Source organism: Polynucleobacter sp. UB-Raua-W9 (assembly GCF_018687435.1).
Taxonomy (GTDB): Bacteria; Pseudomonadota; Gammaproteobacteria; order Burkholderiales; family Burkholderiaceae; genus Polynucleobacter.
The window spans coordinates 1,737,879-1,761,650 of the sequence record NZ_CP061290.1 but is presented as its reverse complement, the minus strand read 5'-3'; the positions used below and the strand labels follow the sequence as shown (position 1 = coordinate 1,761,650).

Here is a 23,772-nt window from a genome sequence, read left to right as displayed (position 1 = left end):
AATCGTGCAGAAGGCGGTTCAGTCGTGGCTTGCTGATTGTCGGGTGTATCTCGAATGGCCATGTCTACGAATGCTGTTTCTTGGCTTCTCTGCTGGGCTACCTCTCCTGCTCATACTGGGAACTTTAAGCTTTTGGTTGCGCGAGGCCGGTGTTGATCGCAGTACTATTGGCTATTTGACCTGGGTGGGTTTAATTTATGCATTCAAGTGGATGTGGGCTCCGCTAGTTGATCGTTTACAAATTCCGCTATTAACAAAGTTATTAGGTCGTCGCCGTAGTTGGTTAATATTTGCGCAAGCACTCATTATTTTGGGTCTAGTGGGAATGTCTACTCTTGATCCTAAGCTTGCTCTGAACCCTGTTGTTTGGTGCGCACTATTGGTGGCATTTGGTTCAGCTACGCAAGATATTGCATTGGATGCATTTCGAATTGAATCAGCCAATAGCGATCATCAGGCAGCTTTAGCGGCTACCTATCAAACGGGCTATCGCCTAGCCTTGATATGGTCTGGAGCAGGAGTATTGTGGTTAGCCGCAAGGGCAGAGACAGGCGGTGGCTATGATGCTGGCGCCTGGCAGTTTGCATATTTATGTATGGCTGCATCAATCAGCGTGGGTGTGATTACTACTTTACTAAGTAAAGAGCCGGTGAAAATTGATTTGCCTAAGGCTCGTAATGCTAAAGCATGGCTACACCAAACCTTGATCGAGCCCTTTGCTGAATTTCTCACGCGCTATCGTTGGCATGCGGTTTTGATTTTGTCTTTAATCGCCGTTTACCGAATTAGTGATGTGGTGATGGGTATTATGGCAAACCCCTTTTATGTCGATATGGGTTACACCAAAGATGAAGTGGCCGCAGTGAGCAAGGTATTCGGTGTTGTGATGACTTTGATTGGTGCTTTTGTTGGCGGCGTTCTGACACTTCGTTTTGGTGTCTTGCGTATTTTGTTTTTAGGGGCAGTGTTATCGGCAGCCAGCAATTTGCTGTTTGCTTGGCTGGCTACTCAGGGCCATGATTTACACGGTTTGATTTGGGTAATCTCCGCTGATAATTTAAGTTCCGGCATTGCCAGTGCGGCATTCATTGCCTTTCTATCTGCGCTTACCAACATTCGGTATTCCGCAACTCAATATGCTTTGTTTAGTTCGATGATGTTACTTCTGCCCAAGTGGTTAGCAGGCTTCTCTGGAGTCTTTGTTGATCACTTTGGCTATCAAGCATTTTTCTGTGGTACCGCGATTATTGGTGCGCCAGTTTTACTGCTGATTTGGGCAACCATTCATTTCAAGATCATTCAGATCAAAAAAGATTAAGACAGTTTTTAAGTTACAGATTCCAGTCGTAGTCCACTACTAGTGGTGCATGATCAGAGAAACGCTCATCCTTGTAGACGAAAGTTTTCTGAGCTGTATCAGCAATGCCTGGTGTACTGATGTGATAGTCAATGCGCCACCCGACATTCTTGGCATAGGCCTGACCTCTATTGCTCCACCAGGTGTAACAAGACTCTCCAGCTTCAGGCTCGAGTTTGCGATACACATCTACGTAACCAACTTTGTCAAAAAGATTGGTAAGCCATGCACGCTCTTCTGGCAGGAATCCAGAGTTTTTGAGGTTGCCCTTCCAGTTCTTCAGGTCAATTTCATGGTGGGCGATATTGACATCACCACAGAGGATAATTTCACGCCCTGACTTTTTAAGCTTGATAAGGTGGGGTAAGAAGCTATCGAGATAACGATATTTGGCCTCTTGGCGCTCGGGCGAGCTCGAGCCTGAGGGCATGTAGACCGAAATGACTGAAAGCCCTTTAAAGCGCGCTTCGACATAGCGCCCTTCAGAGTCAAATTCCGCATTGCCATAACCATACAAGACATCATCTGGCTTATGTGGCGTATAGATGCCGCAGCCGCTGTAGCCTTTTTTCTCAGCATGGTGAAAATAGCCTTGCATCCCATTGGGGTTGAGAATGGCGTCTTCTAAATCATCGCGTTGGGCCTTGAGCTCTTGCATGCAGATAAAGTCTGCATTTTGTTTGATAGCCCAGGGTAGAAAGCCTTTTTTGACTGCAGAACGGATACCGTTGAGGTTCGCGGAAATGATGCGTAACATATAGACCTATGAGCTCAAATAATTCAAATCAAGATAACTTTATTCGTTTTGCCTTGGAGGCAAAGGTTTTGTCCTTCGGGGAGTTTAAAACTAAAGCGGGAAGACTCTCGCCTTATTTCTTTAATGCGGGTGGATTTAATGACGGCGCACGTTTGAGTGCTTTGGGTCGTTACTACGCTAAAGCCTTGCAAGAGTCTAAGGTTTCCTTCGACATGCTTTATGGCCCCGCATATAAGGGCATCACATTAGCAGCTGCAACGGCTATTGCTTTGGCTGATGGAGGTTTAAATGTCCCCTATGCTTATAACCGCAAAGAGGCCAAAGATCATGGCGAAGGCGGGTCACTGGTTGGCGCTCCCGTCAAAGGCAAAGTGGTGATTATTGATGACGTGATTTCTGCAGGAACTTCAGTACGAGAATCTGTTGAACTCATTCGTGGTGCAGGGGCTGAGCCAGCGGCGGTTTTGATAGCATTAGATCGCATGGAGCGCTCGGGCAATGCAGTTGAGATTGGTGAAAAGTCGGCAGTGCAAGCGGTTGAACAAGAATTTGGCCTGCCAGTAATTGCGATCGCCAACTTAGCCGATTTGATGTCCTTTTTAACGGCATCTAGCGATACTGAGCTAAGCAATTATTTGCCTGCGGTAAAAACCTATCGAGATACATACGGAATCTAAAAAAATTTCTATTTAGATTTCAGTTTCGCCTTCAAAAACAGTCACTGCTGGACCCGTCATGATGACCGACTGAATAATATTGTTTGCAATTCCACCCCAAGCAATTTGTAGATCGCCACCACGGGTATGCACTTTTACTGGAGAGTCTAGTAGACCTCGGCGAATCCCGGAAACTACCGCCGCACAAGCACCAGTGCCACAGGCCAAAGTCTCTCCTGCGCCACGCTCGTATACGCGTAACTGGATTTCATTCCGATTCATGACTTGCATATAGCCGGCGTTTACTTTTTTTGGAAAGGCCGAATATTTTTCAATTTCTGGGCCCTCTTCAAGTACAGGTGCGCTCTTAAGATCGGCAACCACTTGAACGGCATGCGGATTGCCCATCGAAAGCACGCCAACAAAGCTATCGTGCATAGCGGGGTGATCTAAAGGAAGTGCATAAAGGACCTCCTGAAACTCTTGCATGCTTGCTAGACCGCTTGCATTAAACGGAATTTGACTGTGCTCAAAAATAGGCGCACCCATATCAACTTCTACCTGACCATCAGGATAAGACTTTAGGGTAAGGACGGTATGTGCAACCTCGACACGCAATGGATTTTTACTCGATAGACCTTGATCCAATACAAAGCGTACAAAGCAACGTGAACCATTACCGCACTGCTCCACTTCGCCACCATCGGCATTAAAAATCCGGTAGCGAAAATCTGCATCTGGACGAGTAGCTTTTTCAACAATCAGAATTTGATCTGCGCCAATGCCAAATTGACGATGCGCTAATGCTTGCCATTGCTCGCGTGTAATAAAGCCCAGCTCTTGATCAATGCCGTTGAGCACAATAAAATCATTGCCAGCACCATGCATTTTGGTGAAGCGAATTTTGCGTCCAGAATTGTTTGAAGATGTGCTCAAGAGTGTCTCGTTAATCGTAAAGGCTCGGCTCACCAGGCGGCCGATGTTTAAAGCGTTTATGTACCCAATAGTACTCTGCCGGTCTTTCTCGGACAAGCTCTTCAATGTAGTGATTTAAACGAGCCGTATCTTTTTCGACATCATCACTCGGAAAGTTTGGCAGCGGCTCGCTAATGTGGCAGGTGTAGGCTTTACGATCTTGATTTAATGTGGTGGTCATCAAGCAGACTTCTGCGCCACTTAATCTGGCCAAGCGAGAAACCGATGTAATGGTATTGGTTTGAACGCCAAAGAAAGGCACAAAAACAGAGTCACGTGGACCCAAATCAATATCGGGAGCAATAAAGATAAAGTTGCCGGTTTGAATTTCACGAATGAGGTCGCGAAGGCGGCTTTGCCTCTCGATGGACTTGCCACCAAAGCGATTCCTCCATTCAATCATCTTTTGATTAAAAAAAGGATTCTTCATATTTTGATAAAGGCCTGCGCCGCGCGGCCAGTTGTGTTGGCTGGCTAAAACAGACAGAGCCATAAAGCCGCCCTCAAGGCCTACGAAGTGTGGATTGATCAGTAAGCGCGGCTTGCGATCACCCAAGGTAATTGCAGAGTCGATGGAGACAATGTCAGTAATTTGCTTGCCGCTACCAAGCCAAATGCGGCTTCTCTCTAAAACGCTCCGACCGAGTAATTTCCAGTGTTCAGTAGCCAATACATCGATTTCTTCCTCGCTCAGATGAGGAAAGCATAGCCGTAGATTGGTTCTGACGACATCCGTACGGCCATTAGGTATATGGGCTGCAAGCCAGCCGAGGCCATAGCCAACATGGACGGTAATGGTGTATGGGAGGAAAGCAAAGAGGCGCAAGAAATTAAGCGCCAGGAAATTGAAGAGGTTGTGTAACCAGGTCATTTCAAAAGTTTATAACTAATTTCTAGGTGGCAATTCTGCACCGGCTGGATGCTTATAGCGGTTGTAAGACCAAATAAATTGTTCGGGAGCAACAAGAACAGCATTTTCAATGGCGACATTGAGTTCGGCGGCTGCGATATTGGCATCTTCAGATAAGGGCGCTAGCCGAGTGGCTTGCATTACCCAGCCTTCACCAATGCCTTTACGTTTCGCGGTAAACATCACGACCGGGGTATTGTTGCGGTTGGCTAAGCGCGCAGGTAGTGGAGTGGTGTAAGCGGGGCGCCCAAAAAATGGTACCCACACGCCTTCGCCACCACTGGGCACTTGATCTGGAAGAATCCCAATCGCCTCACCACGGTTGAGTGCTCTAGTCATTTGTCGAACGCCATGGAGATTGGTGGGTACAAAGTGCATATTGGGATAGGCGCGACCTTCTTCAACCACTTCATTGAGCCAATCTTGACGTGATGGCCTATACAAAATCGTTGCAGGGAAATGTTGTGCCAATACACGCGGGATGATTTCAAAGCCGCCAAGGTGGGGAGTCAACATCACTAAGCCATGACCCTCGTTTATGGCTACCTCCACCACATCCCAGTTATGCACCTCAACCAATTTCAGTGCTTTCTGAGGGTTGCGCCAAATCCACAAGCTGTCTGAGAACAGCATTCCAGAGGCCCTTACAGCCCTCCATAGTTTGAAGGGTAGTTTGTGAGCGCTAACTACAGCTTCATATTGCGGGCGAAAGAGCGATCGGTATTGTTGTGAGCCAACATAAGCCACGAGGCCCATACAAGCCCCAATCACTTGCACTAAAGCAAGAGGAAGCGCGGCAATGATAGTGAGGCTGAGCTTAAGAAGAGGTTTTCGCACCCCCCAATGATATTCAATGCGGCGATCAGGGCCAAATTTAAGTTCGCCTTGATGGGACAAGCCCTTTTCGGATAGAATGACACTTATCGCTGAGTTAAGACAACTTGCAGGGCGATTCATAAATTCTGCTAAAGCGTCGCCGTTGTGGTTCCTGGCACGTCGAGTTGTCCCAAAGATCGTGTTAATTTTTAAAGGAATATGCAATGGCAAATGATTACTTCTTCACCTCAGAGTCAGTCTCTGAAGGTCATCCCGATAAAGTAGCAGACCAAATTTCTGATGCAATCTTAGATGCCATCTTGGCTCAAGATCCAACAGCACGCGTTGCGGCAGAAACTTTGTGTAATACCGGCTTAGTGGTGCTTGCTGGTGAAATAACTACTAACGCTAACGTTGATTATATTCAAGTTGCGCGCAATACCTTGCGCGAAATTGGTTACGACAACACTGCTTACGGTATTGATTACAAAGGTTGTGCGGTATTGGTTGCTTACGATAAGCAAAGCCCTGATATTGCTCAGGGTGTTGATAAGGCGCATGATGATGGCCTAGATCAAGGCGCTGGCGACCAAGGCTTAATGTTTGGTTACGCCTGTGACGAGACTTCAGATCTCATGCCTTTACCAATTCATTTGTCACATCGTTTAGTGGAGCGCCAATCACAATTGCGTCGTGACGGCCGCTTGAACTGGTTGCGTCCTGATGCGAAGTCACAAGTGACTTTACGTTATGTAGATGGCAAGCCCGACTCCATTGATACCGTTGTGCTATCTACTCAGCATGATGAAGAGATTTCTCTCGACAAATTGCGTGAAGCCGTCATCGAAGAAATTATCAAACCAGTATTGCCTCAGCATTTAATCAAAGGCGCAATTAATTTTCTGGTAAATCCAACGGGCCGTTTTGTTATCGGTGGCCCGCAGGGCGATTGCGGCTTAACTGGACGCAAAATTATTGTGGATACCTACGGTGGTGCAGCTCCTCACGGTGGCGGCGCATTCTCTGGCAAAGATCCCTCTAAGGTTGACCGCTCTGCTGCATATGCTGGTCGTTATGTAGCGAAAAACGTGGTTGCCGCTGGTTTGGCAAGCAAGTGCTTAATTCAGATTTCTTACGCGATTGGCGTTGCCAAACCAACTTCGGTAATGGTGAGCACGTTCGGTACTGGCAAGCTCTCTGATGAAAAGATTGCGCAATTGGTATCTGAGCACTTTGACTTGCGTCCAAAAGGGATTGTGAAAATGCTCAATCTCTTGCGTCCTATTTATCGTAAGACTGCTGCTTATGGCCACTTCGGTCGTGAAGAGCCAGAATTTACTTGGGAGCAAACAGACAAAGCAGCGGCATTACGTGCAGCCGCAGGCTTGTAAGAAGGAAAAAGCAGTTTGTAGATGTATTAAGGCGAAATATGGCGTAATTGTTTACAATTACGCCATACCTTCAAGGAGCGTTGCAAGGAATGCTGAGACCCAGCATTTCCCCAGGCTTGAAGGGAGTGGATTCTGAGGCTACCCCCGGAGTTTGCTAATTGCAACTGCGCTCGCTAACCCATGATTCAATGGCTAGCGAGTTTCTACTCCAGCATTGGATCTTATTTAGCTGGAGCATTCATGAATACCGTTGCTGATTTAAATAACTTTGTTGCAACTCGCTGCGCAATTGCTGACATTTCTTTGGCCGACTTTGGCCGCAAAGAAATTGCGATTGCTGAAACTGAGATGCCTGGACTCATTGCTATTCGTGATGAATTTGCCACACAACAACCATTACGCGGCGCTCGTATTACGGGCTCATTACACATGACCATTCAAACGGCAGTGTTGATTGAAACCCTTGAGGCACTTGGTGCAGAAGTGCAATGGGCCTCATGCAATATTTTCTCAACACAGGATCACGCTGCTGCAGCTATTGCTGCAAATGGCACACCAGTATTTGCTATCAAAGGCGAAACGCTTGAGCAGTATTGGGACTTCACCCACCGTATTTTTGAATGGGCGGATGGCGGTTATACCAATATGATTTTGGATGACGGTGGCGATGCTACTTTATTGCTACACCTTGGTGCGCGCGCTGAAAAAGATCAAGCTTGCTTGAATCATCCAACGAGCGAGGAAGAAACTATTTTATTCGCAGCTATCAAGAAAAAATTAGCACAAGACCCAACGTGGTATTCCATGCGTTTAGAAAAAGTAAAAGGCGTTACAGAAGAAACCACTACGGGTGTTCATCGTTTGTATCAGATGTTTGCTAAAGGGGAATTGAAGTTCCCAGCGATTAACGTGAATGATTCTGTTACCAAGAGCAAGTTCGATAACCTCTATGGTTGCCGTGAATCTTTAGTTGATGCGATCAAGAGAGCTACGGATGTGATGGTGGCAGGTAAGGTTGCGGTGGTCTGCGGTTACGGTGATGTGGGCAAAGGCTCAGCTCAGGCATTGCGTGCCTTGTCTGCTCAAGTTTGGGTTACTGAAGTAGATCCAATCTGTGCATTGCAAGCAGCAATGGAAGGCTATCGTGTTGTAACGATGGATTACGCTGCTGATAAGGCAGATATTTTCGTATCTGCAACCGGTAACTATCATGTGATTACCCATGACCACATGGCAAAGATGAAGAATCAAGCTATCGTTTGTAACATCGGTCACTTTGATAATGAGATCGATGTTGCAGGTATTGAAAAATACAAGTGGGAAGAGATTAAGCCACAAGTTGACCATGTGATTTTTCCAGCCGCCAATGGCAAGCCTGAAAAGCGCATCATTATTTTGGCCAAAGGTCGTTTGGTTAACCTTGGTTGCGGTACGGGTCACCCTTCCTACGTGATGAGCTCATCATTTGCTAATCAAGTGATTGCCCAAATCGAATTGTGGAATGCGGTCGGTACAGATAAATACCCAGTTGGCGTATATACCTTGCCTAAGCATTTGGACGAAAAAGTTGCGCGTTTGCAGCTCAAGACTTTAAATGCTGAACTTACTGTGTTGTCTGATCAGCAAGCTGCCTACATTAATGTCACGAAGGAAGGCCCATACAAGGCTGACCACTACCGTTATTAATTCATTTTTTAATAGATACCTAGGCCCGAAATCATGGAATTAAGCGTCGAATTCTTTCCTCCAAAAACACCTGAAGGTGAGAGTAAGCTGCATCTTGTGCGAGAGCGTTTTTCTGAAACGCTCAAGCCATCGTTTTATTCTGTGACTTTTGGTGCCGGCGGTTCTACGCAGTCTGGCACATTAAAAGTGGTGAGCGACATTCACGCTGCTGGTGCAGTAGTTGCCCCTCACTTATCTTGTGTTGGTAGCTCGCGGGAGAGCGTGCGCGAGATGCTCAAGCAGTATCAAGATTTAGGCGTTAAACGCATTGTTGCTTTGCGTGGCGACTTGCCATCTGGCATGGGTCAGTATGGAGAGTTTCATCATGCCAATGAGCTGGTGGAGTTTATTCGTTCAGAAACCGGTGATTGGTTTCATATCGATGTGGCTGCTTATCCAGAGACACATCCGCAGGCAAAGTCTCCTGCAAGTGATATCGATTTCTTTGTACAAAAAATGAAGGCGGGCGCCAATTCTGCTGTGACCCAGTATTTCTATAATAGTGATGCTTACTTTCGTTTTGTAGATGAAGCCTATGACTTAGGCGTAGCTCAACCCATCATTGCGGGCATCATGCCGATTACAAATAGCACCCAATTGCTGCGTTTCTCAGATGCTTGTGGTGCCGAGATTCCTCGCTGGATTCGTTTGCGTCTTCAATCTTATGGCGATGATATTGCTTCTATTCGTGCATTTGGAGAAGAGGTGGTAACCGATCTCTGTGACCAGCTATTAACTGCTGGTGCGCCAGGATTACATTTTTACTCTTTGAATCAAGCGGATGCTGTTTTAGCAATTGCTGATAACTTAGATTTAACGAAGTAAGCCAGACTCTGTAAGCATCATGTCTAAAGGCTCATCGTGTGTTTGAGCCGTCCACTGCTCATCATTTAGCTTTTGCCAATTAAAACCAATTCCAATGCAGATAAGCTTGGGATTGTGCTTTCTGAGCTCAACCAGGGTTCGATCAAAGTAACCGCCGCCGTAGCCTAGGCGCCAGTAATAAGGTTTGCCATCCTCAATTGAGTTTGACCAACCTACGCAGGGAATGAGGATGCAGTCAGGATTGACTGCTGGTCTTGAGGAGTTATTGGGGCTTGGTTCGGGCACGCCGTGTTGGCTGGGAATTAATAGATCACCAACTTGCCATTGATAGAATTCAAGGTGCTTATCGGCCCGAGCATATGGAAGCGCAAGGCTTCGCCCTGAGTTTTGACTTGCCCAGGCAATTAAGCTTGGGAATAAATCAATTTCATCTTGAATAGGCCAATAAAGTGCTATTACCCTGAGGGAATTACCATCTTGAGCTAAAAAATGATTTAGGCCGGCAATGAGTTGATCTTGGACTGGAGTGTAGTTTTGCCTAACAGCAAATTCTTTGCGTTGCTTTAACAAATCTTGACGAAGAGTTTTTGGCGAATTACCGTGCATATCGTCCATTATCAGGCGAAAATTAGAACATATCGTAAACAAGTTGATTTCAGGTGAATCCTAGCAAATATATACGGGGCTAGATGGTGAAAAAGAAGTTTGTAATTCTCAAAAGTAATCAGCTCCACTGGACCAAGATTTTGATCCTAGGGCTAGTCTTGGCCATGCCAAGCGCTTTTGCAGAAAAGAGCAAAAAACCAAGTCTGCCCAAGTCTTATGAGAGCAAAGCCATCCCGGTTGAGATCACCGATACAGATCGTATGTTTATCGACCTGCGTGAAGCTGCTAGAAAAAATGATGTCTTTCGTACGCAACAGCTTTCATCTAACCTAGCAAGTTACCAATTTGATGACTATGTGACCTACTTTCGAATTAAGCCGCAATTATTTGATAGTGGTGGTGGACCGCGCAGCGATTACAGCGCTGACACCCAGGTCATTGCATTTTTAAACCAGTATCAAGGAACCGCCTTGGCTGATCGCATGCGCAATGATTGGTTATTGGTGTTGGGTAAGAGAAAAGACTGGGCACGCTTCGATGCTGAGTATGCCAAGTTTGTTTTGGATGATGATACTCAGGTGAAGTGCTATTCCTTGCTATCAAAATTATCTCAAGGGGAAAATCCAACCAAGCTAGCAATTGATTCTCGTTCAGTGCTGCTAGACCCTAGCTATTTCGGGCAAGCCTGCCAAGAGTTGGTGCCTGCGCTGGTTGCTGCTGGTGGTATGACCCCAAGTGAGGCAAAAGCAATTGGCCGCGCCGCTAGTGAAAGAGGTTTTGACACCATGGCCCGTCGTTTGGGTGGTGAAGATCCAATTGCAGACGTTGTGAAGACTGCCAAGACGGATCCATCAAAAGCATATCGAGATTTTCTACAAACCTCATCACGCTATAGCAAAGAGAATCAGGCTGTTGCTTGGGGTGTGATTGGCCAATTTTTAGCCAAGAAATTAGATTCCAATGCAGATGACGCTTATCGCTTGCAGCAAGAGCTGGGCTATAACGAATTGCTCTCGGTTGAGTCGCAGGAGTGGAAGGTGCGCGCAGGATTGCGCGCAAAAGATTGGGTCTTGGTAAAAAATGCTGTCGAGGGCATGAATCCCATAGTGCGCAGCAAAGATCCTGCTTGGGCTTATTGGTACGGACGCGCTTTAAAAGCAGAAGGTCAGGACGCAAAAGCTAAAGAGAGTTTTGAGTTGATTGCTGAGCAATATAACTTTTATGGCCAGTTAGCGCGCGAAGAATTAGGAAAATCAAATCATGCTCCAGCTCGCACTAAAGTTACAGAGCAAGAGATTGATGCGATGGCTAATCGCAAGGGTTTTATAAGAGGCGAGCGCTTGTACGCTATGAATTTGCGCTTTGAAGGCAATCGCGAGTGGAATTGGGAATTGCGCAATATGACAGACAAGCAGTTACTCGCTGCTGCTGAATACGCGAAGCGCGTTAATTTATATGACCGCGTGGTGAATACTGCCGATCGCACAAAACAAGAGCATGACTTTAGCTTGCGTTATCCCACGCCTTATCGTGAAGAGCTTTCTCCAATTGCAAGACAAATTGATTTGAATCTTGCTTGGGCTTATGGGCTTATTCGCCAAGAGTCGCGCTTCATTATGAATGCATCTTCCTCGGTTGGTGCTTCAGGCTTGATGCAGGTGATGCCTAATACTGCAAAGTATGTTGCTAAAAAGATTGGCATGCTTAACTATACCAATGACAAGTTAAGTGATGCCAATACCAATTTAACATTAGGTAGCAATTACTTAAATATGGTTTTGATTGACCTGGATGGCTCTTGGGTGCTTGCGTCTGCTGCTTATAATGCCGGCCCTTCACGCTCAAAAGCTTGGCGCGAGAAATTGACTGGCCCCACTGAAGGCGCAATCTTTGCGGAGACTATTCCCTTTAATGAGACTCGTACGTATGTAAAGAATGTACTTTCCAATGCGAATTACTATTCATCCGTGATGAATGGTCAAGCACAATCCTTGAAGCAACGCTTGGGCGTGATTACTCCTAAGGCAGCCACTCAATCTGAATTACCCTAACTAGTATTTATTAATAAGAGAGCCTATGAAATACGACATCCTTCTCATCGGTGGCAATGGATTTGTTGGTCGTGTATTGGCTGCGCAATTGCAAGCTGCGGGTTATTCAGTTCTCTTGCCCACGAGCCATCTAGCCGCTGGTCGTGAGTTACGCATGTTACCTAAGGTGCATATAGAGGATGCTGATGTGCATGATTTTGATGAACTACAGTCTTTGTGCGCACGCATTAAGCCTCATGGAGCCGTGATGAATTTAGTTGGCGTCTTGCACGATAAACCAGCGATGCCTTATGGCAAGATATTTAAGGCGGCACATGTCGACCTGCCAAAAAACATTATTACCGCGATGCAATTACATGGGCTTAAGCGGTATCTGCACATGAGTGCCTTAGGGGCAGATTCCAAGGGGCCGTCTATGTATCAGCGCAGCAAAGGTGATGGTGAGGTGGCAGTGCAAGCGAGCGATTTAGATTGGACTATTTTTAGACCATCAGTGATCTTTGGACCCCAAGATCAATTTATTAATTTATTTGCCAAGTTAACTAAACTATTTCCAGCAATGCCATTGGCAAATTATCAGGCGAAGTTTCAACCGGTGAGCGTGGTTGATGTTGCCAGTGCGTTTGTGATGACATTAAAAATGCCACAGACCATTCATCAATCTTATGATTTAGTTGGGCCTACCGTTTACACCATGAAAGAGATTGTGGAGTTTGCTGCACGCAAGGCCAAAACATCTTGCGCCATTATTCCAGTGCCCGCCTTTGTAGGTTATTTGCAAGCATTGGCATTTGAATTTTTGCCGGGACCCACTTTAATGTCGCGTGACAATATTGCTTCAATGCAATTGCCTAATGTGTTGCCAGCGAATGGACGGGACCCATTAAGTGAAGTATTCAAAATCAGTCGGCGAAGCCTGGAGGGCATGAAGTAATGAAGATCTATGCAGTTGGTGGCGCAATACGGGACACTCTCATGGGTTTGCCTGTACACGACATCGACTACGTAGTCGTTGGTTCCAGTGTTGATGAAATGATTGCTAAAGGATTTCGTCCTGTGGGCAAGGATTTTCCAGTCTTTCTACATCCAGAAACTCAAGCTGAGTATGCGCTAGCTCGTACTGAGCGCAAAACAGGTCAAGGCTATAAAGGCTTTCATTTTTACGCAGACCCTTCAGTTACTCTGGAGCAAGATTTGGAACGCCGTGATTTAACGATTAATGCCATGGCCCAAGAAATTGGTGCAGATGGAAAACAATTCGGCCCGATCATTGACCCCTTTAACGGTCAAGAGGATTTGGCTGCCAAAGTATTCCGTCATGTGTCCGATGCATTTGCAGAAGACCCTCTTCGTTTATTGCGCATTGCGCGATTCGCTGCACGTTTTCCTGAATTCAGTGTTGCCGATGGGACGATGGCAGCATTAAAGGCAATCGTTCAATCTGGCGAATTAAATGCGCTATCCGTCGAGCGGATCTGGCAAGAACTGGCAAGGGGCTTAATTGCTGCCAAGCCTATGCATTTGTTTCAGGTGCTACTGAATACGGATGCCGCAAAAATCTTACTACCAAGCACGCTTACTACCAAGCTTGCAGCAGAATCATTTCGCGAGCAATTAATTGACCATTACGATGCAACTGGCGATAGCCTTGAAGAGCGTTGTGCCATTACCTTGATGGATTTACCTGCATCTGAAATTCGCTTTTGGGCTGAATGTGTGCGTATGCCCATTGAAGTGCGTGACTTTGCTGAGATTTTTAGTGGGCTGAGGTCATTGATTAATCAGTACGCAGAAACTAGGTATCAAGCAGTTGATGTCTTGGCTTGGTTTAATCGTGCTGATGTTTGGCGTAAACCAGATCGCAGTCAGGCCTTGCTAAATCTTGCTGACAAAATCGGATTTAATGTCTCTGTGTTGACGACGGCAATGCGTAATGCACAAGCGTTGAATACAGCAGAGATTATTGCTGGCGTTGAAGCGCAAGACCGATCTAATGGTGAGCGCATTGGCAGCGCATTTGAGTCTGCAAGGCTAGCCGCAATTACTGCAGCACTTTAGTCCTGGGCTTTAGAGTCTATTTCTGCCACGCAGTCCGGGTAGGTCTTCCAAAGAATGCTCAGGTAGTAAATCCTTTAGATTTTTAGAAAATACAAAAGCCTTGAAAAGCTCACCCATCTCGGCTTCAGAGAGCAGTTTTTGTAATGAATTTGAAATCGGCAAAAAAGTGGCTGGATCACTCGGATTGCCAATCTCTAGGGCAATATCTCCAATGCCGGCATCTAGTAAGAAAGCCGCTTGATTTGTGAGATAAACATCATCTGCATTTTCAGCGAGCGCACTACGAGCAATTTGCGACCACTCTACGTGCGTTGTTAAGTCACAAAGACCTGGCAGATGGAAAGGATCTTGAATCGCGTGATGGCGGTGGTGCGCCATCAATGTGCCTTCGAGTCTTTGTGGGTGGTAGTACTCGCTTTCTGGAAAGCCATAGTCCAAGGTCAAAAATAGGCCAGTATCTAATTGCTTTGCAATTTGGCGTATCCAGGCATCAGCAGTCATATGTAGTTCAGTGACGTAGCCTTCAGAAAAATGTTCGCTTAAGAGGCTTTCAGGTAAGAGCCCTTGCTCCACTGGCAAACCCGTTTTCCAATGGAGCTTGCCATTTTCAAAGCCAACCCCATGCCAGTGCCAAAATCCATTTTGGTAAATGATGGCGTCGCAAGGAATGGCGTCGATTACTTCATTAGCAAGAATGACGCCTTTGAAACCCGTTGGTAATTCGCTAAGCCAATGACATTTTGTGGAGAGCTTCAATTCTTGAACAAGGCCACTAATACGTTCTTGTTGGCGCTGAGCTAAATCTGGAGAAATTTCGATGATGTCATAGCGATCAAGGCTAAAGTTGAGATCATGCAGGCGGCTCAAAATGGAGCTGGCAAGCTTACCGGTGCCAGCACCAAATTCGAGAATTTGGGTCGGAAGCCCTTTATCTTTGAGACCCTCAAGAATCGGCAATAGGGTGGAGCAAATGGCAGCCCCAAAGAGGGGGCTTAATTCGGGGGCTGTGGTGAAGTCGCCGCCAGCACCCAATTTGTGCGCCCCAGCGCTGTAATAGCCCATTCCAGGCTCATATAAAGCTATCTCCATATACCTAGAGAATGGCAACCAGCCACCCTGAGAGGCAATCTGAGACGCTATTTTGTCCTTGAGGAGCTCACTATGCTCCGCTTCAAGGCTGGTCAAGGTAATATCCATAGCTCGCTAGTCTAAGAGAATTTAATTGAACGCACCTTCATCCCGGAAACAGAAAGCAGTTTTAGTGACCGGCGCCGCCAAGCGCCTGGGTCGGGAAATTGCTTTGGAGTTTGCACGCCAAGGATGGGATGTGGCTGTTCATTATGGGCGATCTGAGCACGAGGCCAATGAAACCGTCACAGAAATCGAGATGATGGGAGTTAAATCTCAGGCTTTTCAGGCGGATTTGGAAGATGAGACCGCTATCAACAAGCTCTTTGCTGCAGTCGTTAAACAATTTGGAAACTTGCATTGCCTAGTGAATAGCGCATCCATATTTGAGTATGATCGCGCTAGTTCAAATTCACCACTAAATGCCAGCAGTTTGCAGAGCCACATGCAGGTTAATTTGACCGCACCGATTCTGCTATCTCAATTAATGTTTGAGTATCAGAAAAATAATGTCATTAAAGCAGATGATGAGTATTTGCCATCAGTCATTCAATTGCTCGATCAAAAGTTAATTAATCTCAATCCGGATTATTTGTCATACACCTTATCTAAAGCTGCACTAGCAACTTCGGTTGAAGTATTGGCAACAGATTTTGCTCCTCACCTCAGAGTCGTGGGCTTGGCGCCAGGAATTTCTTTGCCCTCTGGTGATCAAACCAATGATGGGTTTGCAAAAGCACATCAGATGACGCCATTAGGAAAGTCATCAACACCAAATGATGTTTCTACAGCAGCGGTATTTTTGGCGCAGGCTAATGCCATTACTGGAACCACTTTGTATGTTGACGGTGGTCAACATTTGCTACCATCATCACGCGATGTAATGTTTAAGACAAATTAAGTAGATTATTTATGCACGCTATTCTTTCTCATCCAGCTCTTATAGACTGCCGTCGTTTATTTTTGCGTGACTATGAAATCTATATCAACATCGGTGTGCATGATTTTGAAAAAAAAGCAGAGCAGCGAGTGATTCTGAATGTTGATCTATACATTCCATTTGCAATGAGTACGCCAAGGAATGATCAATTGGATGAAGTGGTTGATTATGACTTCATGCGCGAGACCATTAAGGCGCGTGCTTCTAAAGGCCATATCCATCTACAGGAGACCTTTTGCGATGACATTATTGAGGCAATGCTGGTCCACCCTAAAGTATTGGCGGCACGCGTTAGCACGGCAAAGCCAGATGTTTATCCAGACTGTCATTCTGTTGGCGTTGAAGTATTTCGGATTAAGCAAGCGTAAGTGAGTTGTCATGGGTGATATTCGTAAAGTTGTCTTCGAAGAAAATAAGCTAGAGAAAAAACTCTGCCGTTTGGTGGGTCAAGCCATCGGTGACTTTGGCATGATTGAGGATGGCGACAAAGTTATGGTCTGTGTATCAGGCGGCAAGGATAGTTATGCCATGCTAGATATTTTGATGAAGTTACGTGAGCGTGCACCGATTCATTTTGAGATTGTGGCTGTCAACCTTGATCAGAAGCAGCCTAATTTTCCTGCAGAGATACTGCCAAACTATTTAAAGAGCTTGGGCGTTCAGTTTCATATTGAAGAGCAAGATACTTACAGCATTGTGAAGCGCGTTATTCCGGAAGGAAAAACAACTTGCGGTTTATGTTCGCGTTTACGCCGCGGCATTTTGTATCGTGTGGCAGATGAATTGGGGGCGACTAAGATTGCTTTAGGTCACCATCGAGATGACATTCTGGAAACTCTGATGCTCAATATGTTTTATGCGGGCAAGCTAAAAGGGATGCCGCCAAAGTTACGCTCTGATGACGGCAAGCATATCGTTATTCGTCCTCTGGCCTATGTTCCTGAGAAATTATTAGAGCGTTATGCGGGCGATATGAATTTTCCGATCATCCCTTGTGATTTGTGTGGAAGTCAGCCGAATCTTCAGCGCCAAGTAATGAAGGAAATGCTACGTGACTGGGAGAAAAAGTACCCTGGCCGTGTAGAGAATCTGTTTCGCTCAATGCATCACATCGTTCCATCCCATTTAATGGATGGAGAAGCTTTTGACTTCCAGAATCTAGAAATTTCTACTGAGTTATCTGGTATCGCCGCAAGATCATCCGGAGATAAGGCCATTGATGAATCTGAATTAGATGAATTGGCTTGTGGCACCCTCATCCAGGGGATTTATAATCCCTCTCTATGAATATCGTCATCTTGGCTGCCGGGCAAGGAAAGCGGATGAAGTCCGCCTTGCCCAAGGTCCTGCAAACTTTGGCAGGAAAACCCCTCCTTCAGCACGTTTTAGTCACTGCTTTATCACTACAAAATAAGCAGACTAAATCTGGTCCGATTGTGGTGGTAGGGCACGGTGCCTCTGACGTCAAAGAATTCCTGGCTAATGCAAGCAAAGTAGACCCTAGTTTTAGCAAAGTCAGCACTACACTCCAGGCAGAGCAAAAGGGCACTGGACATGCGCTCTTGCAAGCACTTCCAAAACTTGATGTACAAGAGCCTACTTTGGTTTTGTATGGGGATGTGCCGCTGACCAGTAAACAAACTTTGAGTAAGCTCGCGAAGTTGGCTGACGGAGTACGAGGCCAAGATTCTGCATTGGTATTACTTACTCAAAATCTTGCCAACCCAACAGGTTATGGCCGTATTGTTCGTGACACCGATGGTTCGGTAAAAGAAATTGTTGAAGAAAAAGATGCAACATCAGCACAAAAAGCGATTTGCGAAATTAATACGGGCATTATGGTTTTACCTACCAATGCATTGAAGAAATGGCTTAAATCCTTGCGCGCCAGTAATGCTCAGGGGGAATACTATTTAACTGATGTGATTGCGATGGCCGTCAAAGATGGCGTGCCGATTCGCACAACTCAGGCTGATGATGAATTTGAAACAGTTGGCGTCAATAGTCGTGATCAGTTGGCGGCCTTAGAGCGAATCCATCAGCTCAATATTGCTAATCAGTTGATGAATGCTGGTGTGTCATTAGCTGACCCTGCACGCATTGATGTACGTGGCACACTTGAGTGTGGTACTGATGTTTTTATTGATGTGGGGTGTATCTTTGAAGGCTGCGTCACTCTGGCAGCGGGCACAACAATTGGCCCTTACTGCGTGATTCGGGACAGCGACATTGGTAAAGGCGTTTCGGTGTATGCCTATAGTCATATTAATGGCGCCAAAGTTGGCAATCAGTCAATCATTGGCCCATATGCACGTTTACGTCCAGGTACTGATTTATCAAACGATGTTCATATTGGTAACTTCGTTGAAGTGAAGAACAGCAAGATTGCTGCAAATAGCAAAGCAAACCACTTAGCTTACGTCGGTGATTCGATTGTGGGCTCTAGAGTCAATATTGGTGCTGGCACGATTACCTGTAATTACGATGGCGTGAATAAACACCAAACTATTATTGAAGATGATGTTTTCATTGGTTCTGATACGCAATTGGTTGCCCCAGTTCGTGTCGGGCGTGGCGCTACATTGGGTGCCGGCACTACTCTCACAAAAAATGCCCCCGCAAATCAGCTTACAGTATCAAGAGCGCGACAAGTGTCTTTGCAGTGGCAGCGCCCCGTTAAGCAAGAGAAAAAACCTGCTGCAAAGAAAGTAGTAATTAAAAAAGTTGCTGCCAAAAAAACCGCAAAGGGTAAAAAATAATGTGCGGTATTGTTGGCGCAGCATCTCATCAAAATATTGTTGATGTATTGGTTGAAGGCTTGCGTCGCCTTGAGTACCGCGGTTATGACTCTTGTGGTTTTGCAGTTATTAATGAAGGCGATGCAAAGCACCCCATTGAAAGAGCCCGCACTACCGCTCGTGTTTCTGAGTTAGCTGAGCAGGGTAAAGAGTTTATCGGCACTATTGGCATTGCCCATACACGCTGGGCAACACATGGCAAGCCAGATACGCAAAACGCACACCCCCATATTTCTAATGGTCTGATTGCTGTTGTGCATAACGGCATTATTGAGAATTATGAAACTCTCCGGGCAGAGTTAAAGCTTGCTGGTTATGTATTTACCTCTGAGACTGATACTGAAGTCATTGCCCATTTAATTCATCAGCAATATATTAGCGATGGTCAAAAAGATATTGCTCAATCAGTCAGAGCAGTTTTGCCTAAATTGCATGGTGCATATGCGATTGGTGTGATTGCTCAAGATAATCCAACTACTCTTGTAGGGGCTCGTGTTGGCTCGCCCCTGGTAGTGGCCCTTGGTGAGCATGAAAACTTTTTAGCTTCAGATGCACTTGCCTTGGCTGGGCGTGCCAGTTCAATGATGTACTTGGAAGAGGGGGATGTCGCCATCCTCACAGCAGAAGGCTCGCAAGTCATTGACCAATCTGGAAAGTTTGTACAAAGAGATCGCAAACCAATGCCTGCACAGGCAGACTCTGTGGACCTCGGGCCTTATCAGCATTACATGCAAAAAGAGATCTTTGAGCAACCTCGAGCGATTGGCGATACGCTGGCCAATATCACTTCTTTTGGCCCAGAACTTTTTAATGCTAATCCAGAAAACTGGAGAAAATTTGATCAAATTTTAATTTTGGCTTGCGGCACAAGTTATTACTCTGCTTGTGTCGCTAAATATTGGCTTGAAGAGATTGCCTGTATTCCAACTCAAGTTGAGATTGCTAGTGAGTATCGATATCGTACGACTGTGCCAAATCCAAATACACTTATTGTGGTGGTTTCTCAATCTGGCGAGACTGCAGATACTTTGGCGGCACTTCGTCATGCGAAGGCCTTGGGACACCAGTTCACCTTGGCAATATGTAATGTCGCTAGTAGTGCGATGGTTCGCGAAACGGGTTGGCATTTCTTGACCAAGGCTGGCGCTGAGATTGGGGTCGCATCAACTAAAGCATTTACGACCCAGTTATTGGCCTTGTACCTTTTGGCAGTCTCGCTTGCGAAACGAGCAGGCAAGATTTCTGCTGAAAAAGAAAAAGAGCTTCTTCGTGAACTGCGTCATTTACCTAAAGCGCTGCATGCCGTGTTGGCGCTTGAGCCACAAATCATTGCCTGGAGTGATGCATTTTCGAAGTGTGAGAATGCGCTCTTTTTGGGTCGTGGACTACATTACCCAATCGCACTTGAGGGTGCGCTGAAATTAAAAGAGATTTCTTATATTCATGCCGAAGCCTATCCGGCTGGCGAGCTCAAGCACGGTCCCTTGGCATTAGTGACCGAGAAGATGCCAGTTGTAACGGTTGCCCCCAATGACCTGCTTCTAGAAAAGCTGAAGTCTAATATGCAGGAAGTGAAGGCACGTGGCGGCAAGTTGTATGTCTTTGCTGACCAAGATACAAATATCGTTAGCACTGAAGGCATTAATGTCATCCGCTTACCTGAGCATTACGGCAATTTATCTCCTATATTGCACGTAGTTCCACTGCAGCTATTGGCGTATCACACTGCTTGTGCACGCGGCACCGATGTGGATAAACCAAGAAATCTTGCGAAGAGTGTGACGGTGGAATAAGGCGCAATCTTCAGTTGACTTCCCTCGCTGGTTGTGAACAAATTTAAGTATTTAAATCAGGGCTTTACGAGGCCCTGATTGTATTTTTGTGTTCAAATAACTCTTCTAAAAGAGGATATTTGTTGTAATTCATGTTTCTGTCAAAAGCTCTCCCCACTTTGCGTTTGAATTTACTTCTGCTGATTTGTGCAGGAGTTCTATCTGCTTGTGCGGTTGGACCAGACTTTAAGCAACCCGATGCTCCGAAGACTAAGTCTTATACAGAGAGTCCACTTACTCAAAAATTGACTACTGCCCCCGGCGTTCCAGGCGGCACTCCTCAAGAATTTGCTGAGGGGGAGGATATAGAGGCTCAGTGGTGGGAGCTTTATAAATCTCCAGAGCTTGATGCTTTGATTAAAAGGGCTCTTGAGCAAAACCCAAATTTAGGCGCTGCGGATGCGGCGCTTCGTGCCGCACAAGAAAACGTTAACGCACAAATTGGAGGGCAATATTTTCCAGCAGTTGGTTTGGGTGCGAGTGCAGTCAGGCAAAAACAACCTTCAGCAGTCTATGGTGTGAATTACGGAAGTGACACTTATAACCTTTACAACACTTCTGTGAATGTAACTTATAAGTTAGATGTCTTTGGTGGTGCGCGTCGCGCAGTCGAAGGCGCTAGAGCGCAAGCAGAAGTTGCTCAGTTTCAGCTGGAAGGAGCCTATCTATCATTGACTGCCAACGTTGTGACTAGTGCGGTTAAAGAAGCAGCATTACGTGCACAAATGCAGGCAACGGAAGAAATCTTGAAGGCTCAAACCAATTTGGCGGCAGTGACAGAAAAGCAATTGAAGATTGGCACGGTAAATAAAGTTGACCTCACCTCTCAGCAAACTTTAGTTGCCAACTCCCAAGTGGATCTATTTACTTACGAGCGTAATTTAGCATTTGCGCGTAATCAGCTAGCAGTACTTGTTGGTGAGCTACCTAGCAATGCCAATATTACAAAGTTTGATCTTTCTAATTTGCACTTGCCTGAAAAATTACCCCTCTCGGTTCCATCAAGCTTAGTACGTCAGCGCCCCGATGTGAGGGCTGCAGAGGCTCAGTTAAAGGCGCAGAATGCATTTGTGGGCGTGGCAACTGCAAATTTGTTGCCACAGTTCAATATCACTGGCTCGATTGGTGCCGCCTCGTTAACCTCTAATAATTTGTTTGGCCCGAACTCTTCCTTATGGACGCTTGGTGGCGGTATTTTGCAGCCACTGTTTCAGGGCGGTCAGTTATTGGCACAACGTCGCGGTGCAATAGCCAATTACGAACAAGCGGCTTTCCAGTATCAGGCGACGGTCTTAAATGCTTTTCAAGAAGTGGCAAATGCATTGCGCGCTCTTGAAACTGGCGCTCAAGCTTTGAAGGCAGCATCAGATGCAGAGCGTTATGCCTATGAAACATTGGACTTAGTTCAGCAGCAATATAAATTGGGCACTGCAAGTTACTTAGCAGTTCTCTATTACCAAAATCAGTATCAACAAGCAAAAGTGAAATCGGTCGCGGCTCAAGCAACCCGTTTTTCTGATACAGCAGCGTTATTTGCAGCATTGGGCGGCGGCTGGTGGAATCGCAGTGGTCCAGCATTTAAACCAAAAGACATAGCGAACAAAGATCAAAATGAAACTTCTGGAAAAAATTAAGAGCAAACTCATAGCGATGGTTCTTGCCTTATCGGCATGGATGAAGCTGAAAGCAGTCGAGTGGCAGTTGCGCGAGAAAGCAATCGCCCTATGGGAAAAAGCCAAAGCATTCTATGTTCGCATGGGGCAGAAATGGCGTGGCACAAAAGCATATGCGAAGTTGATGGCTATGGAGCCATTGCAGCGCCGTATGACTATCATGCTATGCGGGGTCTTTTTATTGCTCGGATTAATTTTTGCTTTCAATCAATTTAAGACTTTCATGATTAAGCATTTCATCTCGGGAATGGGCTTACCCCCAGCAACAGTTTCAACGCTAGTAATCACCACTTCTGAATGGCAGCCTAAGCTGACTAGCGTTGGCAATATTCGCGCTTTCAGAGGCGTCGATTTAAGCACTGAAATTGGCGGTCTAGTGTTAACGGTGCCTATTAAATCTGGTCAAGATGTGCAAGAAGGCGACTTATTAATTAAATTGAATGATGCGTCCGATGTTGCCCAGCTCAAATCTTTAAAGGCGGTGGCAGATCTTGCCAAGGTTATTAATGAGCGTGATAGACAGCAGTTAGCTATAGAGGCGATTAGTAAAAATGTATTTGATACTAGTGCGGCTGATGCTAAATCTAAGCTCGCACAAGTGGAGTCACAGACTGCTTTAGTAGCTAAAAAGAACTTGAAGGCACCATTTGGGGGTCGGGTAGGTATTGTGTCGATCAATCCTGGTCAGTACGTTAATCCTGGGGATAAGTTACTAACTCTACAAACCTTAGATCCGATTTTTGTTGATTTTAATTTGCCGCAAAGTAATGCTGAACAAATTCAAGTTGGCCAAGAAGTTCTAGTGACAACGGATGCATTTAAAGATGCCAGCTTCACCGGGAAGATTACAGCTGTTAGCCCAAAGGTAGATACCAATACTCGCAATATTCAAATTGAGGCACAAATTGCTAACCCAGATAAGAAAATCCTTCCAGGAATGTTTGCCAATGTAAACATTAAGGTGGGCGAGCAGGTGAAATTATTAACGCTGCCACAAACTGCTGTGACCTATAACCCATATGGCTCAACAGTATTCATTGCTAAGCTAACTGGTAAAAAAGATAAGCAGGGTAAGCCAGCATTGGAAGCTCAGCAAGTATTTGTAACTACTGGCACAACTCGCGGCGATCAAGTCGCGATCCTCAAGGGGGTCGAAGAGGGCGCCACAGTCGTTACGAGTGGTCAATTAAAGCTGAAGAACGGCACACCACTCATCATTAATAATAAGGTGCAACCTGCTAATTCACCTGATCCCAAGCCGCAGGAGTAGGTAG

The 23,772-nt window shown here is 45.9% G+C and carries 21 protein-coding genes and 1 riboswitch; of the genes, 15 read left to right on the top strand and 6 right to left on the bottom strand.

Annotated elements, in window-relative coordinates:
- The first annotated feature begins 1 nt into the window (after nucleotide 1).
- Nucleotides 2-1,318 (top strand): MFS transporter, encoded by a 1,317-nt coding sequence (locus tag AOC07_RS08980; RefSeq protein ID WP_371816732.1) that lies wholly within the window; start codon nucleotides 2-4, stop codon nucleotides 1,316-1,318.
- Between the two features lie 13 nt (nucleotides 1,319-1,331).
- Here the strand turns inward: AOC07_RS08980 and AOC07_RS08975 are convergent, their stop codons facing one another.
- Nucleotides 1,332-2,114, bottom strand: a complete 783-nt coding sequence (locus AOC07_RS08975; protein WP_215293346.1) for an exodeoxyribonuclease III — start codon at nucleotides 2,112-2,114, stop codon at nucleotides 1,332-1,334.
- Nucleotides 2,115-2,122: 8 nt separating this feature from the next.
- Between AOC07_RS08975 and pyrE the strand changes: the two genes are divergently transcribed.
- Nucleotides 2,123-2,791, top strand: coding sequence for an orotate phosphoribosyltransferase (gene pyrE / locus AOC07_RS08970; protein WP_215357586.1), 669 nt, complete (start codon nucleotides 2,123-2,125; stop codon nucleotides 2,789-2,791).
- 12 nt (nucleotides 2,792-2,803) lie between these two features.
- Here the strand turns inward: pyrE and dapF are convergent, their stop codons facing one another.
- From dapF to AOC07_RS08955, 3 genes are read right to left on the bottom strand one after another with little or no spacing between them, the layout of a single operon-like run.
- Nucleotides 2,804-3,706 (bottom strand): diaminopimelate epimerase, encoded by a 903-nt coding sequence (dapF, locus tag AOC07_RS08965; RefSeq protein ID WP_256437846.1) that lies wholly within the window; start codon nucleotides 3,704-3,706, stop codon nucleotides 2,804-2,806.
- A gap of 10 nt (nucleotides 3,707-3,716) precedes the next feature.
- The gene (locus AOC07_RS08960) at nucleotides 3,717-4,616 is read right to left on the bottom strand and encodes a lipid A biosynthesis acyltransferase (protein WP_215357585.1); all 900 of its coding nucleotides are present in this window, start codon (nucleotides 4,614-4,616) and stop codon (nucleotides 3,717-3,719) included.
- 15 nt (nucleotides 4,617-4,631) lie between these two features.
- Nucleotides 4,632-5,612 carry a lysophospholipid acyltransferase family protein gene (locus AOC07_RS08955; protein WP_215357584.1) on the bottom strand — a complete coding sequence of 327 codons (981 nt, stop codon included), beginning with the start codon at nucleotides 5,610-5,612 and terminating at the stop codon, nucleotides 4,632-4,634.
- 83 nt (nucleotides 5,613-5,695) lie between these two features.
- On the opposite strand from AOC07_RS08955, the gene metK reads away from it, so the two are divergent.
- The 3 genes from metK to metF all read left to right on the top strand — a co-directional run bounded on the left by metK (nucleotide 5,696) and on the right by metF (nucleotide 9,412).
- The gene (gene metK, locus AOC07_RS08950; RefSeq protein ID WP_215357583.1) at nucleotides 5,696-6,862 is read left to right on the top strand and encodes a methionine adenosyltransferase; all 1,167 of its coding nucleotides are present in this window, start codon (nucleotides 5,696-5,698) and stop codon (nucleotides 6,860-6,862) included.
- A 66-nt stretch (nucleotides 6,863-6,928) separates the two neighbouring features.
- Nucleotides 6,929-7,041: riboswitch (S-adenosyl-L-homocysteine riboswitch) on the top strand.
- Nucleotides 7,042-7,102: 61 nt separating this feature from the next.
- Nucleotides 7,103-8,548 carry an adenosylhomocysteinase gene (gene ahcY, locus AOC07_RS08945; protein WP_215358547.1) on the top strand — a complete coding sequence of 482 codons (1,446 nt, stop codon included), beginning with the start codon at nucleotides 7,103-7,105 and terminating at the stop codon, nucleotides 8,546-8,548.
- Nucleotides 8,549-8,581: 33 nt separating this feature from the next.
- Nucleotides 8,582-9,412, top strand: a complete 831-nt coding sequence (gene metF / locus AOC07_RS08940; RefSeq protein WP_215293341.1) for a methylenetetrahydrofolate reductase [NAD(P)H] — start codon at nucleotides 8,582-8,584, stop codon at nucleotides 9,410-9,412.
- Here the strand turns inward: metF and AOC07_RS08935 are convergent.
- Nucleotides 9,401-10,027 carry a 5-formyltetrahydrofolate cyclo-ligase gene (locus tag AOC07_RS08935; RefSeq protein WP_215357582.1) on the bottom strand — a complete coding sequence of 209 codons (627 nt, stop codon included), beginning with the start codon at nucleotides 10,025-10,027 and terminating at the stop codon, nucleotides 9,401-9,403. The two genes, metF and AOC07_RS08935, sit on opposite strands and share 12 nt — an antisense overlap.
- 74 nt (nucleotides 10,028-10,101) lie before the next feature.
- Between AOC07_RS08935 and AOC07_RS08930 the strand changes: the two genes are divergently transcribed.
- The 3 genes from AOC07_RS08930 to AOC07_RS08920 are packed head-to-tail and all read left to right on the top strand — an operon-like array spanning nucleotide 10,102 to nucleotide 14,127.
- A complete protein-coding gene (locus tag AOC07_RS08930) occupies nucleotides 10,102-12,069 on the top strand; it encodes a transglycosylase SLT domain-containing protein (RefSeq protein ID WP_215293339.1) in 1,968 nt (655 codons plus the stop codon).
- A gap of 25 nt (nucleotides 12,070-12,094) precedes the next feature.
- Nucleotides 12,095-13,003 carry a complex I NDUFA9 subunit family protein gene (locus AOC07_RS08925; RefSeq protein WP_215357581.1) on the top strand — a complete coding sequence of 303 codons (909 nt, stop codon included), beginning with the start codon at nucleotides 12,095-12,097 and terminating at the stop codon, nucleotides 13,001-13,003.
- Nucleotides 13,003-14,127, top strand: a complete 1,125-nt coding sequence (locus AOC07_RS08920) for a polynucleotide adenylyltransferase (RefSeq protein ID WP_215357580.1) — start codon at nucleotides 13,003-13,005, stop codon at nucleotides 14,125-14,127. Before AOC07_RS08925 ends, AOC07_RS08920 begins: the two co-directional genes overlap by 1 nt.
- A 9-nt stretch (nucleotides 14,128-14,136) precedes the next feature.
- Here AOC07_RS08920 and AOC07_RS08915 read toward each other — a convergent pair whose 3' ends face one another.
- The gene (locus tag AOC07_RS08915; protein ID WP_215357579.1) at nucleotides 14,137-15,324 is read right to left on the bottom strand and encodes a class I SAM-dependent methyltransferase; all 1,188 of its coding nucleotides are present in this window, start codon (nucleotides 15,322-15,324) and stop codon (nucleotides 14,137-14,139) included.
- 25 nt (nucleotides 15,325-15,349) lie between these two features.
- Here AOC07_RS08915 and AOC07_RS08910 point away from each other — a divergent pair, with 25 nt between their 5' ends.
- The 7 genes from AOC07_RS08910 (at nucleotide 15,350) to AOC07_RS08880 (ending at nucleotide 23,768) form a co-directional block, all read left to right on the top strand.
- Entirely contained in the window at nucleotides 15,350-16,156 is an 807-nt protein-coding gene (locus AOC07_RS08910) for an SDR family oxidoreductase (protein WP_215357578.1), read from the top strand.
- 11 nt (nucleotides 16,157-16,167) lie between these two features.
- Nucleotides 16,168-16,563, top strand: a complete 396-nt coding sequence (locus AOC07_RS08905; RefSeq protein WP_215357577.1) for a dihydroneopterin aldolase — start codon at nucleotides 16,168-16,170, stop codon at nucleotides 16,561-16,563.
- A gap of 10 nt (nucleotides 16,564-16,573) precedes the next feature.
- Nucleotides 16,574-17,482, top strand: coding sequence for a tRNA 2-thiocytidine(32) synthetase TtcA (gene ttcA, locus AOC07_RS08900; protein ID WP_215293333.1), 909 nt, complete (start codon nucleotides 16,574-16,576; stop codon nucleotides 17,480-17,482).
- Nucleotides 17,479-18,954: a bifunctional UDP-N-acetylglucosamine diphosphorylase/glucosamine-1-phosphate N-acetyltransferase GlmU gene (gene glmU / locus AOC07_RS08895; protein ID WP_215357576.1), complete on the top strand. Its 1,476-nt coding sequence runs from the start codon at nucleotides 17,479-17,481 to the stop codon at nucleotides 18,952-18,954. Before ttcA ends, glmU begins: the two co-directional genes overlap by 4 nt.
- On the top strand, nucleotides 18,954-20,786 hold the full coding sequence (gene glmS, locus AOC07_RS08890) for a glutamine--fructose-6-phosphate transaminase (isomerizing) (RefSeq protein ID WP_215357575.1): 1,833 nt from the start codon (nucleotides 18,954-18,956) through the stop codon (nucleotides 20,784-20,786). The genes glmU and glmS overlap by 1 nt, the downstream gene beginning before the upstream one ends.
- A 131-nt stretch (nucleotides 20,787-20,917) precedes the next feature.
- Nucleotides 20,918-22,459, top strand: a complete 1,542-nt coding sequence (locus tag AOC07_RS08885; protein ID WP_215293330.1) for an efflux transporter outer membrane subunit — start codon at nucleotides 20,918-20,920, stop codon at nucleotides 22,457-22,459.
- Between the two features lie 169 nt (nucleotides 22,460-22,628).
- Nucleotides 22,629-23,768 (top strand): efflux RND transporter periplasmic adaptor subunit, encoded by a 1,140-nt coding sequence (locus AOC07_RS08880; RefSeq protein WP_215358545.1) that lies wholly within the window; start codon nucleotides 22,629-22,631, stop codon nucleotides 23,766-23,768.
- Nucleotides 23,769-23,772 lie beyond the last annotated feature (4 nt).

What these genes read in the sequence shown, in the direction of transcription:
- AOC07_RS08885 (WP_215293330.1), top strand. Translation starts at nt 20,918, where the DNA reads ATGTTTCTGTCAAAAGCTCTCCCCACTTTGCGTTTGAATTTACTTCTG.
- AOC07_RS08920 (WP_215357580.1), top strand. Translation starts at nt 13,003, where the DNA reads ATGAAGATCTATGCAGTTGGTGGCGCAATACGGGACACTCTCATGGGT.
- AOC07_RS08955 (WP_215357584.1), bottom strand. Translation starts at nt 5,612, where the DNA reads ATGAATCGCCCTGCAAGTTGTCTTAACTCAGCGATAAGTGTCATTCTA.
- AOC07_RS08915 (WP_215357579.1), bottom strand. Translation starts at nt 15,324, where the DNA reads ATGGATATTACCTTGACCAGCCTTGAAGCGGAGCATAGTGAGCTCCTC.
- metF (WP_215293341.1), top strand. Translation starts at nt 8,582, where the DNA reads ATGGAATTAAGCGTCGAATTCTTTCCTCCAAAAACACCTGAAGGTGAG.
- AOC07_RS08925 (WP_215357581.1), top strand. Translation starts at nt 12,095, where the DNA reads ATGAAATACGACATCCTTCTCATCGGTGGCAATGGATTTGTTGGTCGT.
- ahcY (WP_215358547.1), top strand. Translation starts at nt 7,103, where the DNA reads ATGAATACCGTTGCTGATTTAAATAACTTTGTTGCAACTCGCTGCGCA.
- ttcA (WP_215293333.1), top strand. Translation starts at nt 16,574, where the DNA reads ATGGGTGATATTCGTAAAGTTGTCTTCGAAGAAAATAAGCTAGAGAAA.
- glmS (WP_215357575.1), top strand. Translation starts at nt 18,954, where the DNA reads ATGTGCGGTATTGTTGGCGCAGCATCTCATCAAAATATTGTTGATGTA.
- pyrE (WP_215357586.1), top strand. Translation starts at nt 2,123, where the DNA reads ATGAGCTCAAATAATTCAAATCAAGATAACTTTATTCGTTTTGCCTTG.
- AOC07_RS08930 (WP_215293339.1), top strand. Translation starts at nt 10,102, where the DNA reads ATGGTGAAAAAGAAGTTTGTAATTCTCAAAAGTAATCAGCTCCACTGG.
- AOC07_RS08960 (WP_215357585.1), bottom strand. Translation starts at nt 4,616, where the DNA reads ATGACCTGGTTACACAACCTCTTCAATTTCCTGGCGCTTAATTTCTTG.
- glmU (WP_215357576.1), top strand. Translation starts at nt 17,479, where the DNA reads ATGAATATCGTCATCTTGGCTGCCGGGCAAGGAAAGCGGATGAAGTCC.
- AOC07_RS08935 (WP_215357582.1), bottom strand. Translation starts at nt 10,027, where the DNA reads ATGGACGATATGCACGGTAATTCGCCAAAAACTCTTCGTCAAGATTTG.
- AOC07_RS08975 (WP_215293346.1), bottom strand. Translation starts at nt 2,114, where the DNA reads ATGTTACGCATCATTTCCGCGAACCTCAACGGTATCCGTTCTGCAGTC.
- AOC07_RS08880 (WP_215358545.1), top strand. Translation starts at nt 22,629, where the DNA reads ATGGAGCCATTGCAGCGCCGTATGACTATCATGCTATGCGGGGTCTTT.
- AOC07_RS08905 (WP_215357577.1), top strand. Translation starts at nt 16,168, where the DNA reads ATGCACGCTATTCTTTCTCATCCAGCTCTTATAGACTGCCGTCGTTTA.
- metK (WP_215357583.1), top strand. Translation starts at nt 5,696, where the DNA reads ATGGCAAATGATTACTTCTTCACCTCAGAGTCAGTCTCTGAAGGTCAT.